Genomic DNA, 16455 nt, shown 5'->3' with positions numbered 1-16455 from the left:
TGAGTAGAAAAAAAAGATCGTGGTATAGCCGGGGGGACTATACCACGGGTGTCAATGACACCTTCGCTTGCTGCCGGAGTGATACGAGTAACACCCGTACCACCTCTGGAATTTGTATCTAAGGAGTAATTCCTTTCGATGGATTTACTATATGGCAAAGGACTTATTTCATTTATAAAATTAACGACAACCTAGTATAAGAAAAACGACAAAATACATAATTAACCATAACTTATTGATTTTAATGGTTTATTTTTATTTTATCTGTTTTTGTTTATTTTTTTATGTTGAGCTCATTTGTACCTGATAATTTTTTAACGTTTTTAACGTCAGTTTATTTACCGAAAACAACGTGATGGATTTATGCAATCTTTGATTTCACGCAATAAAATAGAGGGTTAGCGCGTGTATTATTCGCCTGTTAATAAAAATATTTCTCATTACCACTACCATTGAGAGCAAGATAGATGAAATTATCTCAATTAAATGAAGGGGATAGCGCGAGCATTGTCGCGTTCAATCAACTTCCAAATGACATTCGTAAAAAATTGATGGTGATGGGCTTGCTGCCTCTAACTACTGTTACGTTAATCAGAAGAGCTCCTATGGGAGATCCACTTCAACTTGAAGTGAGAGGCGTCTCTTTAGCGGTACGTGAAAATATAGCCGCTTGTATTGAAGTGGAGAGAGCGTAGTGCGATATCAAATTCTAACCGTTGGTAACCCTAATAGTGGCAAAACAACGTTATTTAATGGGCTGACTGGTTCTAAGCAACAAGTCGGTAACTGGGCTGGTGTTACAGTTGAGAAAAAAACGGGTCGCTACACTCATTCTGGAGATGAATTCATACTAACGGATTTGCCGGGCATCTACGCACTTGACAGCGGGAATGACAGTAACAGCATTGACGAATCCATTGCCTCTAGAGCGGTTCTTACACATCCTGCTGATTTAATCATTAACGTTGTGGACGTGACGTGTTTGGAGCGCAGTCTCTATATGACGCTTCAATTGAGAGAGCTCGGGCGTCCAATGATTGTGGTTTTGAATAAAATGGACGCTTTAAAAAGAGAGCGTCAAAGCCTAGACATTCAACAACTTGAGAAAGTTCTAGGTTGCCCCGTTTTTATGCTTTCTGCTACCAGTAAAGAGCAGGTGAGTCGATTCAAAGAAAAGCTGCATAAAGTACTGCTGCAAGGCGTAGCTCTTAAAGAACTGCTATTGGATTACGGTAGTGCATTTGAACAATCGATCGGAAAATTAGCCACTATTTTTCAACATAAGCAAGTGGCACCTCGCGCATTGGCTATTCGTGCTTTAGAAAATGATCTTTTGGTGATTAATGGATTACCAGAAGTGCAGCGTGAGCTTATCCAGAAAGAGCAATTGCAAAGTGGTTTGGATATTGATCTGCATGTCGCTGATACCAAATACACATTTTTGCATGAACAGTGCCAGCAGATCCGCAAAACCGAAGGGAAACTAAGCCACAGTTTTACACAAAAAGCAGATAAGCTGATTTTAAATAAATGGGTGGGTGTACCGTTTTTCTTTGTGGTTATGTACTTAATGTTTATGTTCTCGATCAATATTGGGAGCGCTTTCATTGATTTCTTCGACATTGGCGTCGGGGCGTTATTGGTTGATGGCGGGCATCACTTACTGGATGATCATTTGCCTATTTGGCTAGTGACATTATTAGCAGATGGCCTTGGCGGAGGTATTCAAACCGTCGCCACATTTATCCCAGTTATCGCTTGTTTGTACTTATTTTTAGCTGTACTCGAAAGTTCTGGCTATATGTCTCGCGCGGCTTTTGTTTTAGATAAAGTGATGCAGAAGATAGGCCTACCGGGTAAAGCGTTTGTTCCACTTGTTTTAGGATTTGGTTGTAACGTTCCCGCGATTATGGCGACCCGTACTCTAGATCAAGAACGTGAACGTAAATTAGCGGCATCGATGGCACCCTTTATGTCATGTGGTGCACGTTTGCCAGTGTATGCGCTATTTGCTGCGGCGTTTTTCCCTGAAAGCGGTCAAAATGTAGTTTTTGCTCTTTATTTATTGGGCATTTTAGCCGCAGTGTTCACTGGTTTGGTTTTGAAGCATACGCTCTATCCGGGTTCAAGCGACAGCCTAGTGATGGAGATGCCAGATTACGAGATCCCAACGGTACAAAACGTCATGATCAAAACATGGCAGAAATTAAAACGTTTTGTTCTCGGTGCAGGGAAAACGATTGTCATCGTTGTTATGATCTTAAGCTTCCTCAATTCAGTTGGTACTGATGGCAGCTTTGGTAATGAAGATAGTGACAACTCCGTGTTATCAAAAGTGGCTCAAGTGGTTACTCCGGTATTTGCTCCTATTGGTATCAATCAAGATAACTGGCCAGCGACAGTGGGTATCATCACGGGTATTTTTGCAAAAGAAGCGGTAGTCGGAACATTAAACAATTTATATACCTCTGCTGAAGGTGATGAAAGCGAATATGACCTAATGGCGAGCCTACAAGAAGCGGTTATGTCTATTCCAGAAAACCTAACGGGATTAAGCTTCTCTGATCCGCTCGGTATCGAAGTCGGAGACTTGACAGACAGTAGCGCAGTGGCTGAAGAGCAAGCCGTAGATGCCTCAATCTTTGGTAATTTGAAACAGCACTTTGTCACTGGTCATGCCGCATTTGCCTACCTTATCTTCATTTTGCTTTACACGCCTTGTGTTGCAGCCATGGGGGCTTATGTTCGTGAGTTTGGTGCGAATTACGCTCGTTTTATCGCAGTATGGACGATGGGGCTTGCGTATGGTGGCGCCGCGCTTTATTACCAAGCGACAAGGATCACCGAAACCCCTGTCGAAAGTTTAACGTGGATTATTGCCATTGTTATGGCGAGTTTGTTGACCTTTAAAATGCTTAAGCGAAAAGGACTCCAGCAGAAAACGGTGCTTGAGGTACAAGTGGCATGATATTAAATGAGTTAAAGCGCTACATTGAAGATAATGGGATCGTTAGCCGCTCGGCGATTGCGAAAAAGTTTTCGCTCAGTGAGGACGGCGTTGACGCTATGTTAGCCGTGTGGATACGAAAAGGTGTGTTGTCGCGCACTATCGATACCAACAAGGCTAACCGCGTAACAAGAGTGCGTTATGGGCTTAACCGAAATAACGGGCTGTCTTTGACTGTCGTACTTTAGTCATAATTGATGCTAGGCATTCTGTCTGATAAACGAAAGCCGCTGATGTCAGCGGCTTTCAAACTTTTACCTAATATATGGCGTGAGAGACGACGTTTATCCTTTTCTAAAAATAGAACTCAGTGATAGAACATTTTGGATTCTGGTTAAGATTGCTTGCTGTTCTTGTTCGGCTCTCACTATCCCTTGAGTATTGCCCCAGATAGGCCCTGGCCATGCTACGTCATTTTTAAATCGAGCAACATGGTGAATATGGAGCTGAGGAACCATGTTACCCAGCGCACCTAAATTGAGTTTATCTGGACAAAACGTGGCTTCAAGAGCTTGGCTAACGGCTTGAGATTCGCATAAAAATTGTTGCTGTTCCTGCATTGGTAGATGATGCAGCTCTTTCAAATTGGCACGTTTAGGCACCAGAATAATCCAAGGTACGGCATTATCTTTATGGAGTAAGGCTAAGCAAAGAGGAAATTCACCAATGACGGAAGTGTCTTTGGCCAGTTGCGGGTGGAGTTCAAAATTCATGTCAATCTCACTTGCACGGATGTTATCACCGATAAAAGAAAAGGCTGACCATGGTCAACCCTTTCATTCACTCATAGCTGTCGTTACATACGTTCTAATGTATCAATACCGAGTAGCGACAGACCTTGCTTGATGGTTTTTGCTGTCAACGCAGCCAGTTTTAGGCGGCTTTGTTTCACACTTTCATCTTCAGCGACTAAGATTGGGCATGCTTCATAGAAGCTAGAGAATTGGCCAGCTAATTCAAATAGGTAGCTACACATAATGTGAGGTTGGCCTTCGCGGGCAACAGCTTGTACCGCTTCTTCAAACTGCAGAAGTTTCGCAATCAAAGCTTTTTCTTTCTCTTGTGTGACTTTAATTTCACCCGTCAGGTTATCCATCGATACGCCTGCTTTAGCAAAAATTGACGCGACACGTGTGTAGGCATACTGCATGTAAGGTGCAGTGTTACCTTCAAATGCCAACATGTTGTCCCAGTCAAACACGTAATCGGTAGTGCGGTGCTTAGAAAGATCAGCGTATTTCACTGCAGCCATCGCGACAGTATTGGCAATGTTCGCTTTTTCTGCGGCGTCTAAATCAGGGTTTTTGGATTCAATTAATTTAGCGGCACGCTCTTGCGCTTCATCGAGAAGATCGGCCAAACGAACAGTACCGCCAGCACGAGTTTTGAACGGGCGGCCATCTTTGCCTAGCATCATACCAAAGGCGTGGTGTTCAAGAGTCACTTCTTCAGGTACATAGCCCGCTTTGCGGACAATCGTCCATGCTTGCATTAGGTGCTGATGTTGACGCGAGTCGATAAAGTACAACACACGGTCCGCACCCAAGGTTTCATAACGGTATTTTGCACACGCGATATCAGTTGTGGTGTATAAGAAGCCGCCATCACGTTTTTGGATGATAACGCCCATCGGCTCGCCATCTTTATTTTTGTATTCTTCAAGAAAAACGACTTGTGCGCCATCATCTTCCTGCGCCAAACCTTTTTCTTTTAAATCGGCTACGATGCCCGGCAACATGTCGTTGTACATGCTTTCGCCCATCACATCATCGCGCGTGAGCGAAACATTCAAACGATCATAGTTACGCTGGTTTTGGATCATGGTGATGTCCACCAATTTTTTCCACATTTGAGCGCAGAATTCGTCACCACTTTGTAGTTTGACCACATAATTTCGTGCTTTAGCGGCAAACACTTCATCTTCGTCGTAGAGTTTTTTTGACTCACGATAGAAAGCTTCAAGATCGGAAAGTTCCATTGAAACTTCGTTACCAGATTCTTGCTGCACACGTTCAAGGTTGGCTATCAACATACCAAATTGCGTGCCCCAGTCACCGATGTGGTTGGCGCGGATCACTTTATGGCCTAAAAATTCCAAGGTACGTACAACGGCGTCACCAATGATGGTTGAGCGTAAGTGGCCTACATGCATCTCTTTGGCAACGTTAGGCGCTGAGTAGTCTGCGACGATCGTCTTTTGCGCTTCTTTGGTTACACCAAGGTGCTCATCTGCTAGGGCGATATCCGCTTGTTTAGCAAGAAACGCTTCACTGAGGAAAATGTTGATGAAACCTGGGCCTGCAATTTCCGTTTTGCTCGCAATACCATCGAGGTCCAGAACATCCAATACTTTTTGAGCAAATTCTCGCGGGTTGGTACCCAGTTGCTTAGCTACGCCCATAATGCCATTGGCTTGATAGTCACCAAATTGCGCTTTGGCCGATTGGCGAACAGCAGCAGGACTGCCAGCTGGTGCGCCTGCGGCTTCAAGAGCCTGAGATACTTTGTCATTAATCAGTGCTTGGATATTCACACGCGTTTCCTTTAATTCTTGGAATTGCAAAGGTATGCATTTTATTCACCATTTAGTGCCAATACATATCTTAATTTTGTTCATCATTTGGCGCACATAATACCAATTTTATTGAGGCGCTTATAGGGACTAAATTAGGAAATTTTCTACTTTTCGAAGAGTTGTTGGTACTATTAGACGATAATCATCATTTTGGACCATTTAAATGCTTGAACCATTAAAGAATGCAGCGCTTCATCCTGAACAGCTTAAGCAGAATTTAGATAAATTTATGCATAAAATTCAAGAATTAACCAAAATTTTGCATATTGATTTATCCACAAATCAAGCTGACCACATTGCACTGCGCATTAATGATCGTAAATTAGCGTCATTAGCACATGCGGCATGGCTGGAGGAAGGACGAGAAATATCGAGTGCTCAGATAAATGGCCGTCCTATCATTGTGATTGAATTTGCGGTACCGCTATCGGCTAATGGTTGGTCAATAGAATGTTTGGAATTGCCTTACCCTGCCGAGGGGAAAATTTACCCAGAGCAGAGCTGGGAGCATGTGGAATTTGTGGTGCCATCTGAGGCACAAACCGCGCAAGCCTATTTGCAGGATATACTGTCGGTTTACCCACGATTAAAAGAATGCTGGACAACATTAGACACTCAAGGTGTTCAAGTTAAATTGTCCAGTCCAAAAGGGGAAGGAGAGCGATTACATAACCCGACGGTTGCATTTAAGTGGCAAGGCGTGTGTATTAAACTGCATCCCCACTCTTTAAAAGAGATCGTAAAATCAGAGCAAAGATAAATTGCTCTGATGGCGATGAAGTACTGTTACCCTAAGTTATAGCTTTTAGGCCGAAGCTGGAACGCTTCAATTGAGCCAATTTCTTGCCCTAAACTGAGTTTCTGAACCGTTTGATGTGCGTTTCCTTGGCTGTGCATGATCAGTCGATTGGCGGTCCTTGGTTTTAGCTCATTGACCACAAAGCGAATCATATCACTGCGGCTGAGTGATTTCAGTTCACTCAAAACCTGCTCTCTTTGAACAAAGCCCGCATCTTTATTGCCGATAGCAACCCAAAGTCTTTGCGCACGGCTGCGAAGGGTGGGGTCGGGGGTTGAAATTTGATTCCATAAACCACGTTTACTGCTGTGCCACTGGTATTCGTTGAGCTCCAGCAGCACCATGTAAAAAGCATTTAAAAATTCATCTACAGCGCTAATCAGCTCATAAGGCGCAGCATTCGGTGACTGGACGTAGAGTACGATGCCTGGGTGACGGTTTAATGGCATGTTGCCCGTTCCGACCATATAACCAAGTTGCTGCTTAGTACGAATTTCATGAAAAAATGTAGCGGACATCAAGTGATTAGCTAATGAATATAAGGCGATGCTGCGCGGTGCGGCATCATTGCACTGATAATAGACCACCACAGCAGAATCTTCTTGATCGCAGTGAACCTCTTTTTGAAAAGTCCCACTCTCTCCGAGCATGACGAGTGGTCTTAATGATTCCTCGTACTGTTGATCTTTGACTCGTAATGCATTTTTAAGCGTATCTGCCATCGCTTGTGCATCACTTCTTAACCAGTCGCCATAGACAAACATCTCAACATGAAGTTGCGCTAATATTTGTTCTACGAAATCACTGAGCTCATCGACTTCTATCTGTTTTAAGGCACCAAGTAGCGTTTCATAAGGAGGGTTGTTGGGTTGTAAAATACCCGTCATTGCATTGAAAAGCTGCGAAATTGGACGATCTTTAGTGGTGTTTTGCCAGTTACGAAGCAGTTGTTGCTTGATGGTGTTAAAGCGTTTTAGGCTAAAATCACGTTTAGCAAAGCGTGCGAGAATCATCTCCATTAACTGTGGTTGTTTTTCGCTAAAACCAGAAAGCATCAGGGTGACGCCGCCTTGATGAGCGTACATGTTGTAACTCATCCCAGCAATTTCTGCTTGATAAGTTTCCGTGGCCAGCGAGTCTAAAAACATTTCCACACAGAGACGTGTTTTAACAATATTTCGAGCAGTGGCTACCGAGATGGGGCTATCAATCGCGATGTAAATTACCCCTTTAGGCACTCTAAATTCATGGTCTTGTAGATGCCATAAACGAAAGCCTGGTAACTCTTCAATGATTTCCGGGTGTAAAGACGTTGAAGGCTCTAACGGTTTTGGGTCTAAGTAGTAACAGATAAAAGGATTGAGTGGCGGTAAGTTTGTTTCAATGTCGCAAGGGGTTGCGAATGCTGCAAGTTGTGACGCCGATAATGGAGTAATTGAATAAGGTGTAAAATACCATTTCGCTTTCTTATCGTAATACCCATCTTTAGCAATTAACGTGGCGCGTAGATTTGCAGGAGTCAAATAATGAAGTGCTTGCTTAAGTAGCGATTCGTTGTAGCCCGCCATCATATAATCGCCATAGATGGTGTCTTGCGGCTGATAGTGCTGCATATTAACCACTAAATGGCTGACCATGTCTAATGGCCTTGTCGTTTCTTGAAAGCGAAAAGCCGATTCAAGCACCGCTCTTTTCTCAAGGTAACGCCATTCGTTCAGGCCCTGCTCTGCGATTAATTTAATCTGAGTAAAGAGTGACTGGATGATGTTATCGACCTGTTTTACGCCTTCATGTGTCAGGCTAAAACTTATCGAAAACTCACGATAATTGCTGCCACTTGCGCCGCCTCCAGCCGATAAGGACGTGATCCAACCTTTCTCTTTTAATGCCAACATTAAACTGCCTTCACCTTCGTAACCGATGAGATGGGCGAAATAAGAGAGAGGTTTGACATGATAAAAGTCATCCATGCTTGGGGCTGGGAAGCTTAAAGTTAGTTTGCGGATCTCTTTTCGTGGCTCGATTTGAATCAAGACGCCGCGGTGCGCGTCTAAAACAAAAGGCACCTCGATTTTTTTCGGGCCGAGCTGTTTATTTGGGATGGAGGAAAATTCATCTCTTGCCCACTGCTCTAACTCATCAAGTGTCTGTGGGCCCGCTAGCGAGAGCGTCATCAAATCAGCCGAGTAATTTTCATGGTGAAAACGGACAATTTCTTCACGGATAGAGAGACCATTTCTATCACACAACGTTTCCAAATTACCCACTGAAAATTTAGCAAACGGGTGTTGCGGATTGATGGTTTCTTTTTGAACCTGGTAGAGCCTTCTCGAATCATCATTCTGTTTGAGTTTAAATTCAGAATCCACCGCTTGGCGTTCTTTATCCAGGGCTTCTTCATTAAACAAGGGGGCACAAAAGAATTGGCTGAATCGGTCCAAGGCTTTTTCAAAATGATTTGGGCTTACATCAAAGAAAAAACAGGTGTGCTCTGTACCAGTCCATGCGTTATTGCTGCCACCATGTTGATTAATAAAACTTTGAAACTCACCAATTTTCGGGTACTTTTCTGTGCCTAAAAACAGCATGTGTTCCAGATAGTGGGCAAGACCTTCTCTGTCTTCAGGGTCATCAAAATGCCCCACATTAATCGCTAAAGCAGCGGCTGACTTTTGTGCATCATCCGCTTGAATAAGTAATGTTCTCAGACCATTAGTTAACGTAATGTAGCGGTATTGGTTGGTGTCGTTAGGGCTTAAATGCACAGTGACTCTCCACAGAAAAGGCTTTTTTAATTATGGCGTTGAAACGGTTAGGTGCAAATTTCAAGCAATGATTTTATGAGCGAAGTGCCATTTTAGTCCTTCAGGAGACTTTTTAATAGACTGTTAACAGTGTCGAAGTCTTTGCTTGGTTGCCTGATATAATCGAGAATAAAGCCGCCTAGACGGCATAGATAATAACCACTAGGAATGAGTAATGAAGATTTTTATTATGCGTCACGGAGAAGCTGAACATTATGCAGCGAGTGATGCACAAAGGGCCTTAACCGAAAGAGGTCTTCGTGAGTCTGTTGCTGTGGCTCGTGCTTGTGAAAAGCAAGATCTTCGCCATGTAGATAAAGTATTGGTAAGCCCTTACTTACGGGCGCAGCAAACTTGGGCTGCGATAGCCTCTTATTTTAATGCCGATGATGTTGTGACCTGTGATGACATCACACCTTATGGGAAAGCGGAAGTGGTATTTGAGTATGTCTCTGTCTTGGCCGATGTAGAACAAATCGAATCAGTGCTGCTGGTGTCTCATTTACCGTTAGTTGGCTATCTCGCGGCTGAATTTGTTACCGATTTAGTCCCTCCAATGTTCCCCACATCCGGTCTGATTGGTATCGAATATGATAGAGAGTTGCGTAAAGGACAGCAGATCTGGAGTATTAATCCTTAAACCACCATTCAAAGTAAAAGAAGTTCACGTAATTTGAATAACTAGGCTACGTTAAGTGAAGGGTTATTGCCTTTACTAATGTAGCCATTATTTTGACTGTTTTACTGGACTAAAAATTGCATCGCCGAGTTAACGCATTGTCGCATTTATAGATATTTATCAACAGATTGCTTGCTAACCTATGAAATTTACTCTCCCATTTGCAGATAAATTGCCATCAATACCGCAGCGAAGTATGCCAGCAATCGGTGCGCCGGTTATGGTATTGGCCACGTTGGCTATGGTCGTTTTACCGATCCCAGCCTTCCTATTGGATCTGTTTTTCACTTTTAACATTGCCTTATCGATGGTGGTGTTACTCGTCACTGTCTATACCCGTAGACCGCTTGATTTTGCTGCTTTTCCTACGGTTTTACTTATTGCAACCTTACTTCGACTAGCCTTGAACGTCGCTTCAACCCGTGTGGTTTTATTGTATGGTCATGAAGGCCCCGGGGCGGCTGGTAACGTCATTGAAGCGTTTGGTAGTGTGGTGATCGGTGGTAACTACGCCGTTGGTTTAGTGGTGTTTTTGATCTTGATGATCATCAACTTCATGGTAGTAACCAAAGGTGCGGGACGTATTTCTGAGGTGAGTGCTCGCTTTACCCTAGATGCCTTGCCGGGTAAGCAAATGGCCATAGATGCGGACTTAAATGCGGGTTTAATCGATCAAGACCAAGCGCGGCTGAGACGCTTTGAAGTAACCAAAGAAGCGGATTTCTACGGTTCAATGGACGGTGCGTCAAAATTTGTTAAAGGGGATGCGATTGCTGGGATATTAATTTTGTTCATCAACATTATTGGCGGCTTATCGATTGGTATGGCGCAATATGGGTTGGGTTTTAAAGAAGCGATCCAAATCTACACACTGCTGACCATTGGTGACGGCTTAGTGGCTCAGATCCCCTCATTGCTGCTTTCGATTGGCGCTGCCATGATGGTTACCCGTCAAAATACCGATGAAGATATGGGAGAGCAAGTCGTCTTCCAACTGTTTGACAACCCTAAAGCATTGATGATTACCGCTTGTATTCTCGGCATCATGGGCATTGTACCGGGTATGCCTCACTTTGCTTTTTTACTGCTAGCCGCGTTAGCGGGTGGTTGCGCGTATTGGATGATACGCAAACAGAAAAAAACCGCCGATGAAAAGAAACTGCCTGCAAAAGTGGACAACGAAGCACCCGCTCAAAAAGAGCTCTCTTGGGATGATGTTCAACCCGTTGATGTGATTGGCTTAGAAGTGGGCTATCGATTGATACCGCTGGTGGACCGAGATCAAGGTGGAGAGCTGCTCGAACGCGTAAAAGGTGTTCGGAAAAAACTGTCGCAAGACTTTGGCTTTCTCATCCCCGCAGTGCATATTCGCGACAATTTAGAATTAACACCCAATAGTTATCGCATTACCTTAATGGGGGTTGCTGTTGGTGAAGCGGAGATCCGCCCAGATCAAGAACTGGCGATTAACCCTGGTCAAGTCTATGGTGTTATTGACGGTGAACGCACACTCGACCCTGCATTCGGCCTTGAAGCGGTTTGGATCCGTGAAGAACAACGTGAACACGCACAAGCTCTCGGTTACACAGTTGTGGACTCATCGACCGTACTCGCCACTCATTTGAGTCAGCTTCTCACTAATAACGCCTCGCAACTGATTGGTCATGAAGAGGTTCAAAACTTAATTGAAATGCTGGGTCGCTCAGCGCCAAGGCTAGTTGAAAACTTCGTTCCAGATCAACTGCCGTTGGGTACAGTCGTTAAGGTACTGCAAAACCTACTCAATGAAGCGATTCCAATCCGAGATATTCGAACCATAATACAAACCTTGGCGGAGTATTCTGGGCGGAGTCAAGAACCTGACATCCTAACGGCGGCCGTTCGAATCTCATTGAAGCGTTTAATCGTCCAAGAAATCAATGGTATAGAACCTGAACTACCAGTGATAACACTGATTCCTGAGCTGGAACAAATATTGCATCAAACCATGCAGGCGTCAGGAGGAGAATCGGCAGGTATTGAGCCAGGCTTAGCAGAGCGTTTACAAGCTGCACTGAGCCATGCAACGCAAGAACAAGAATTGAAAGGTGAGCCCGCCGTGTTACTCACGTCTGGTGTGCTTCGTTCCACTTTGGCGAAGTTTGTGAAAAACACGATACCTAATTTGCGTGTGCTCTCTTATCAAGAAATACCTGACGAGAAACAAATTCGGATTGTTCAAGCCGTTGGGAACTAACGAAACTGTTGTTACCTAATCGGGCTTTAGCCATTTAACACGGATATCTGCTTTGAAAATAAAACGATTTTTTGCCAAAGATATGCGAACAGCGCTGCTGCAAGTGAAAGAAGAGCTTGGTGCGGAAGCGGTGATCATGTCGAATAAAAAAGTCGCGGGTGGTGTGGAAATCGTTGCCGCTGTGGATGGTGAACAGCCCACCCAGCAAAACAGTGCCAAGCGCTATAATTCGCAGCCTAGACAACAAGGTTACACCCAAGTCACCCCGTCTTTGAACAAATCCTCTCGTGAGTTGGATGATGATCGAGTCAGCCTGCAAAACAGCGCAGACACTGGGCGTTCAATGACCAAACGTTTCGCAAATATGTTAAAGCAGTACAGCGCACCAAGTGGCTCAGATTCGGACTATCACGCCGAAAATGAAGATTCGCTCTCTGCATTATTGCAACGTCAATCAGGTTTATCTAACACCAACTCAGGACACGGTAGTGCAGAGTTACGAGCCGATTCGCCATTAGCGAAGTTAATTGCAGAGGATAGAAGAGCGTCCACCCGTCAAACGCCGAAGTTAGATCCATCGCGTTATGATCGTTACCCAACGCAAGAGGCGAGTGTTTCGAACCCAGAGCTGGAAAACATGCGTGAAGAGATGACCTCAATACGCCGCCTGTTAGAACATCAAGTTTCAGGATTAATGTGGCAAGAAGTTGAGCGTCGAGAGCCTTTGCGTGCCATGCTCATTAAAAGACTTGAGCGCATGGGGGTTTCACAAGAACTGGCTGACCAGCTCGCGTGCTATATCCCAGAAGATACTGCTCCAACTAAAGCTTGGAAGGCACTGCTTGGCTTAGTGGCGGATCAAGTCCCTGTTTCCAAACAAGATATTCTGAAACGTGGTGGTGTGGTTGCGCTATTAGGCCCAACAGGGGTTGGTAAAACCACCACCATCGCTAAACTAGCCGCTCGCGCCGCTATGGAGTATGGCGCTGATAACGTCGCTCTAGTCACCACAGATACCTACCGTATCGGTGCTCATGAACAGCTCTCTATTTATGGCCGAATCATGGGTTGTCCAGTAAGAGTTGCTAAAGATTCCAGTGAGTTAGCCGATGTAATATATCAGCTAAGAAATCGGCGTTTAATTTTAGTTGATACCGCGGGGATGGGGCAGCGTGATGTTCGGTTATCAGAGCAGCTCGATACCCTGATGCAAGAGAGTGGCGAAATCATCCACAGTTACCTTGTTCTGCCTGCAACGGCACAAAGAAAAGTATTACAAGAAACAATCGAGCACTTTAGAAGGATCCCTCTTTCAGGGTGCATTATGACTAAGCTTGATGAGTCACTGAGCTTAGGGGAATTTGTGAGTGTCGTGGTTCAAAACGCACTGCCCGTTGCTTACATCGCGAATGGCCAGCGTGTACCAGAAGATATTGTGATTGCCCAGCCGAAGTACATGGTTGCAAAGGCAAACGAATTGCTAGAGAAGTCGACAGAGAATGAACCTCACTATTGGAGCAGCGACTCCGAGAGATTCTAGGCGGCGGACAAATATGGCGAATAATATGATATATGACCAAGCGAGCGGTTTACGCCGCTTAACTCAACCGTCACTGACCAAAGTCATATCTGTGACTGGTGGTAAAGGTGGTGTGGGTAAATCTCACGTGACACTCGGCATGGCGATCTGCATGGCTCGTCAAGGCAAAAAAGTCATGGTGTTGGATGCAGACTTAGGTTTAGCTAACGTGGATGTTATGCTTGGCATACGCCCGAAGCGAAACTTAGGGCATGTACTGGCTGGCGAGTGTGAACTGAAAGATGCCATCGTCGAGGGACCTTTTGGGATACGAATAATTCCAGCGACCTCGGGCACACAGTCGATGACAGAGTTGTCACACGCCCAACATGTTGGTTTAATACGCGCCTTTGGCAGTTTAGAAGATGAGATGGATATTCTGCTCATCGATACAGCCGCAGGTATTTCTGATATGGTCGTGAGCTTCTGTCGCGCCGCACAAGATGTAGTGATCGTGGTATGTGACGAACCGACATCCATCACCGACGCTTACGCGCTGATCAAGCTCTTAAGTCGTGAACACCAAGTGCAACGTTTTAAAATTGTGGCCAATATGGTGAGAAGTTATCGTGAAGGACGGGAATTATTTGCTAAATTAACTTTAGTGACAGAAAGATTCCTAAATGTGAGCCTTGAACTTGTTGCTTGCATACCTTTGGATGATAAAGTGCGACAAGCAGTAAAAAAACAAAAAATAGTGGTCGATGCGTTTCCACGGTCACCTGCGGCACTGGCAATCAGCTCGTTGGCAAGTAAAGCGTTAACGTGGCCAATTCCAAGAACGCCGACAGGCCATCTGGAATTTTTTGTCGAGCGTTTGCTAAATAGAACAGAAAGTGTAGGGGAACCATTCGGTGAATAAAGCGCTTACTTATGACCAACACGGAAACCTAAAGAGCCAACAAGCATTTTTAGAAAAATACTCTGTATTGGTTAAGCGTATTGCACACCATTTAGCAGGTCGCCTGCCACCAAACGTATTAGTCGAAGATCTAATACAAGCCGGTATGATAGGCCTACTTGAAGCACAAAAAAATTATGATGGGAGTAAAGGTGCAAGCTTTGAAACCTACGCAGGAATTCGAATTCGTGGAGCTATGCTCGACGATATTCGGCGTGGTGATTGGGTTCCACGCTCGGTTCATAAACACAACCGAGAGATAACCCATGCAATTTCAGTTCTAGAAGGTGAGCTAAACCGAAACCCAACTGATACAGAAGTTGCGAAGTATTTAGGCATGTCGCTGGATCAGTACCATACTGTATTAACTGACATTAATTGCTCACGGATTGTCGGAATCGAAGATTTAGGTATTTCTGATGATGCAATTTCTCCTCTGGATGACGATGAAGACAACTCGCCATTTAAGGGAGTCGCCGATGAATCGTTTCGTAAAGCATTGGTTGAATCAATAAAATCACTTCCAGAACGTGAAGCTTTGGTACTTTCGCTCTATTATGATGAAGAGCTAAACTTAAAAGAAATTGGTGAAGTTCTAGGTGTTAGCGAATCCCGCGTTAGCCAGATACTAAGCCAATCTATGCAGCGACTAAGAACGAAGTTAAGTTCTTGGACGCAAAATGACTAATATCACTGATTTCGAGCTCAGTGGAGGCAATTTTGAATAAAAACATGAAGATCCTTATTGTTGACGACTTTTCAACAATGCGCCGTATTGTTAAGAATCTACTTCGTGATTTGGGCTTCAATAATACCCAAGAAGCAGATGATGGCCTGACAGCGTTGCCTATGCTAAAGAAAGGTGATTTTGAGTTTGTGGTTACAGACTGGAATATGCCGGGCATGCAAGGCATCGATTTGTTGAAAAATATTCGAGCAGACGCAGAACTTAAGCATCTGCCTGTTCTGATGATCACCGCAGAAGCAAAACGCGAACAAATCATCGAGGCTGCTCAAGCAGGTGTGAATGGTTATATCGTAAAACCTTTTACTGCTGCTACGCTTAAAGAAAAACTGGATAAAATTTTCGAGCGTTTATAAAGCGTGTGGTCACAGACAAAAGGTGCTCTATTCATTTATGCGCGAAAAGGCTAATCGATGATTTCATTAGAACAAGCAAAAGAACTCGTTCAGCTACTGGAAAATGGACAGCAAGATCAGGCGAATCAACTCTTTAAAGAGACCTACGACAAAGCAAGCAATCCAATGCTGCAAGAAATAGGCACTTTGACAAGGGAACTGCATGAATCGCTCAAACAGTTCAACCTTGATGAACGGATGGCTGAGATTGCAAATGACGAAATTCCAGATGCAAGGGATCGTCTTCAATACGTAATTGATAAAACGGAAGTGGCTGCGAATAAAACAATGGATGCAGTGGATCGATGTATGCCGATCGCTGACAGCCTTCACGAAGGTCTGTTAAAAGTGCGTCCACAATGGAATGAGTTGATGCATGGACGTATTGATCTCATTGAGTTTAAAGCACTTTGTCACCGTATTGATGATCTACTATCACAAGTTGAAGGCAACAGCAGCGAATTGCGAGGTCAGCTAACTGAGATATTGATGGCTCAAGACTTTCAAGATCTCACTGGCCAAATAATTCGGCGTGTTATTACGCTGGTTAATGAAGTTGAGAAACGCCTAGTTGAGATTCTCACTGCCTTTGGGGCTAACCAAATAGAACAAAAAACAGACAAGAAGAACCCATCTATCGAACCTGAAGGTCCTATTTTGAACCCTCATGAAAGAGCCGATGCGGTTTCATCTCAAGACGAAGTCGATGATTTATTATCGAGTCTTGGTTTTTAG

14 protein-coding genes are annotated in these 16455 nt (G+C 44.2%); 11 read left to right on the top strand and 3 right to left on the bottom strand.

What is annotated here, in order from left to right:
- Positions 1-467: 467 nt before the first annotated feature.
- The 3 genes from AACT42_RS07960 to AACT42_RS07950 are packed head-to-tail and all read left to right on the top strand — an operon-like array spanning position 468 to position 3195.
- Entirely contained in the window at positions 468-695 is a 228-nt protein-coding gene (locus tag AACT42_RS07960; protein WP_013856356.1) for a FeoA family protein, read from the top strand.
- Positions 695-2968 carry a Fe(2+) transporter permease subunit FeoB gene (gene feoB, locus AACT42_RS07955; RefSeq protein WP_094133623.1) on the top strand — a complete coding sequence of 758 codons (2274 nt, stop codon included), beginning with the start codon at positions 695-697 and terminating at the stop codon, positions 2966-2968. The genes AACT42_RS07960 and feoB overlap by 1 nt, the downstream gene beginning before the upstream one ends.
- Complete coding sequence (locus tag AACT42_RS07950) at positions 2965-3195, top strand: FeoC-like transcriptional regulator (RefSeq protein ID WP_047687815.1); 231 nt, start codon at positions 2965-2967, stop codon at positions 3193-3195. Before feoB ends, AACT42_RS07950 begins: the two co-directional genes overlap by 4 nt.
- 96 nt (positions 3196-3291) lie before the next feature.
- On the opposite strand, the gene AACT42_RS07945 is transcribed toward AACT42_RS07950, so the two are convergent.
- Together AACT42_RS07945 and argS are read right to left on the bottom strand one after the other, a co-directional pair.
- On the bottom strand, positions 3292-3720 hold the full coding sequence (locus tag AACT42_RS07945) for an HIT family protein (RefSeq protein ID WP_017042525.1): 429 nt from the start codon (positions 3718-3720) through the stop codon (positions 3292-3294).
- Between the two features lie 83 nt (positions 3721-3803).
- Complete coding sequence (gene argS / locus AACT42_RS07940; RefSeq protein ID WP_094123958.1) at positions 3804-5540, bottom strand: arginine--tRNA ligase; 1737 nt, start codon at positions 5538-5540, stop codon at positions 3804-3806.
- Positions 5541-5745: 205 nt separating this feature from the next.
- On the opposite strand from argS, the gene AACT42_RS07935 reads away from it, so the two are divergent.
- Entirely contained in the window at positions 5746-6342 is a 597-nt protein-coding gene (locus AACT42_RS07935; protein ID WP_047687817.1) for a VOC family protein, read from the top strand.
- A gap of 26 nt (positions 6343-6368) precedes the next feature.
- On the opposite strand, the gene AACT42_RS07930 is transcribed toward AACT42_RS07935, so the two are convergent.
- Positions 6369-9146: an insulinase family protein gene (locus AACT42_RS07930; RefSeq protein WP_094133622.1), complete on the bottom strand. Its 2778-nt coding sequence runs from the start codon at positions 9144-9146 to the stop codon at positions 6369-6371.
- Between the two features lie 214 nt (positions 9147-9360).
- Between AACT42_RS07930 and sixA the strand changes: the two genes are divergently transcribed.
- The 7 genes from sixA to AACT42_RS07895 all read left to right on the top strand — a co-directional run bounded on the left by sixA (position 9361) and on the right by AACT42_RS07895 (position 16455).
- A complete protein-coding gene (gene sixA / locus AACT42_RS07925; RefSeq protein WP_094133621.1) occupies positions 9361-9825 on the top strand; it encodes a phosphohistidine phosphatase SixA in 465 nt (154 codons plus the stop codon).
- A 181-nt stretch (positions 9826-10006) separates the two neighbouring features.
- Entirely contained in the window at positions 10007-12100 is a 2094-nt protein-coding gene (flhA, locus tag AACT42_RS07920) for a flagellar biosynthesis protein FlhA (protein ID WP_094133620.1), read from the top strand.
- Positions 12101-12152: 52 nt separating this feature from the next.
- The gene (gene flhF, locus AACT42_RS07915) at positions 12153-13640 is read left to right on the top strand and encodes a flagellar biosynthesis protein FlhF (RefSeq protein ID WP_094133619.1); all 1488 of its coding nucleotides are present in this window, start codon (positions 12153-12155) and stop codon (positions 13638-13640) included.
- 13 nt (positions 13641-13653) lie between these two features.
- Positions 13654-14541, top strand: coding sequence for a MinD/ParA family protein (locus tag AACT42_RS07910; RefSeq protein ID WP_010318888.1), 888 nt, complete (start codon positions 13654-13656; stop codon positions 14539-14541).
- A complete protein-coding gene (locus AACT42_RS07905; protein ID WP_010318887.1) occupies positions 14534-15268 on the top strand; it encodes an RNA polymerase sigma factor FliA in 735 nt (244 codons plus the stop codon). The genes AACT42_RS07910 and AACT42_RS07905 overlap by 8 nt, the downstream gene beginning before the upstream one ends.
- A 44-nt stretch (positions 15269-15312) precedes the next feature.
- Entirely contained in the window at positions 15313-15681 is a 369-nt protein-coding gene (gene cheY / locus AACT42_RS07900; protein ID WP_033197405.1) for a chemotaxis response regulator CheY, read from the top strand.
- Positions 15682-15738: 57 nt separating this feature from the next.
- The gene (locus tag AACT42_RS07895; RefSeq protein ID WP_017045236.1) at positions 15739-16455 is read left to right on the top strand and encodes a protein phosphatase CheZ; all 717 of its coding nucleotides are present in this window, start codon (positions 15739-15741) and stop codon (positions 16453-16455) included.

Source organism: Vibrio sp. V15_P4S5T153 (assembly GCF_963874485.1).
GTDB lineage: Bacteria > Pseudomonadota > Gammaproteobacteria > Enterobacterales > Vibrionaceae > Vibrio > Vibrio anguillarum.
The sequence above is the reverse complement of the archived record's forward strand: the minus strand, read 5'-3'. Positions and strand labels throughout refer to the sequence as shown.

What these genes read in the sequence shown, in the direction of transcription:
- AACT42_RS07895 (WP_017045236.1), top strand. Translation starts at nt 15,739, where the DNA reads ATGATTTCATTAGAACAAGCAAAAGAACTCGTTCAGCTACTGGAAAAT.
- AACT42_RS07950 (WP_047687815.1), top strand. Translation starts at nt 2,965, where the DNA reads ATGATATTAAATGAGTTAAAGCGCTACATTGAAGATAATGGGATCGTT.
- cheY (WP_033197405.1), top strand. Translation starts at nt 15,313, where the DNA reads ATGAAGATCCTTATTGTTGACGACTTTTCAACAATGCGCCGTATTGTT.
- AACT42_RS07910 (WP_010318888.1), top strand. Translation starts at nt 13,654, where the DNA reads ATGGCGAATAATATGATATATGACCAAGCGAGCGGTTTACGCCGCTTA.
- AACT42_RS07935 (WP_047687817.1), top strand. Translation starts at nt 5,746, where the DNA reads ATGCTTGAACCATTAAAGAATGCAGCGCTTCATCCTGAACAGCTTAAG.
- sixA (WP_094133621.1), top strand. Translation starts at nt 9,361, where the DNA reads ATGAAGATTTTTATTATGCGTCACGGAGAAGCTGAACATTATGCAGCG.
- AACT42_RS07945 (WP_017042525.1), bottom strand. Translation starts at nt 3,720, where the DNA reads ATGAATTTTGAACTCCACCCGCAACTGGCCAAAGACACTTCCGTCATT.
- AACT42_RS07960 (WP_013856356.1), top strand. Translation starts at nt 468, where the DNA reads ATGAAATTATCTCAATTAAATGAAGGGGATAGCGCGAGCATTGTCGCG.
- flhA (WP_094133620.1), top strand. Translation starts at nt 10,007, where the DNA reads ATGAAATTTACTCTCCCATTTGCAGATAAATTGCCATCAATACCGCAG.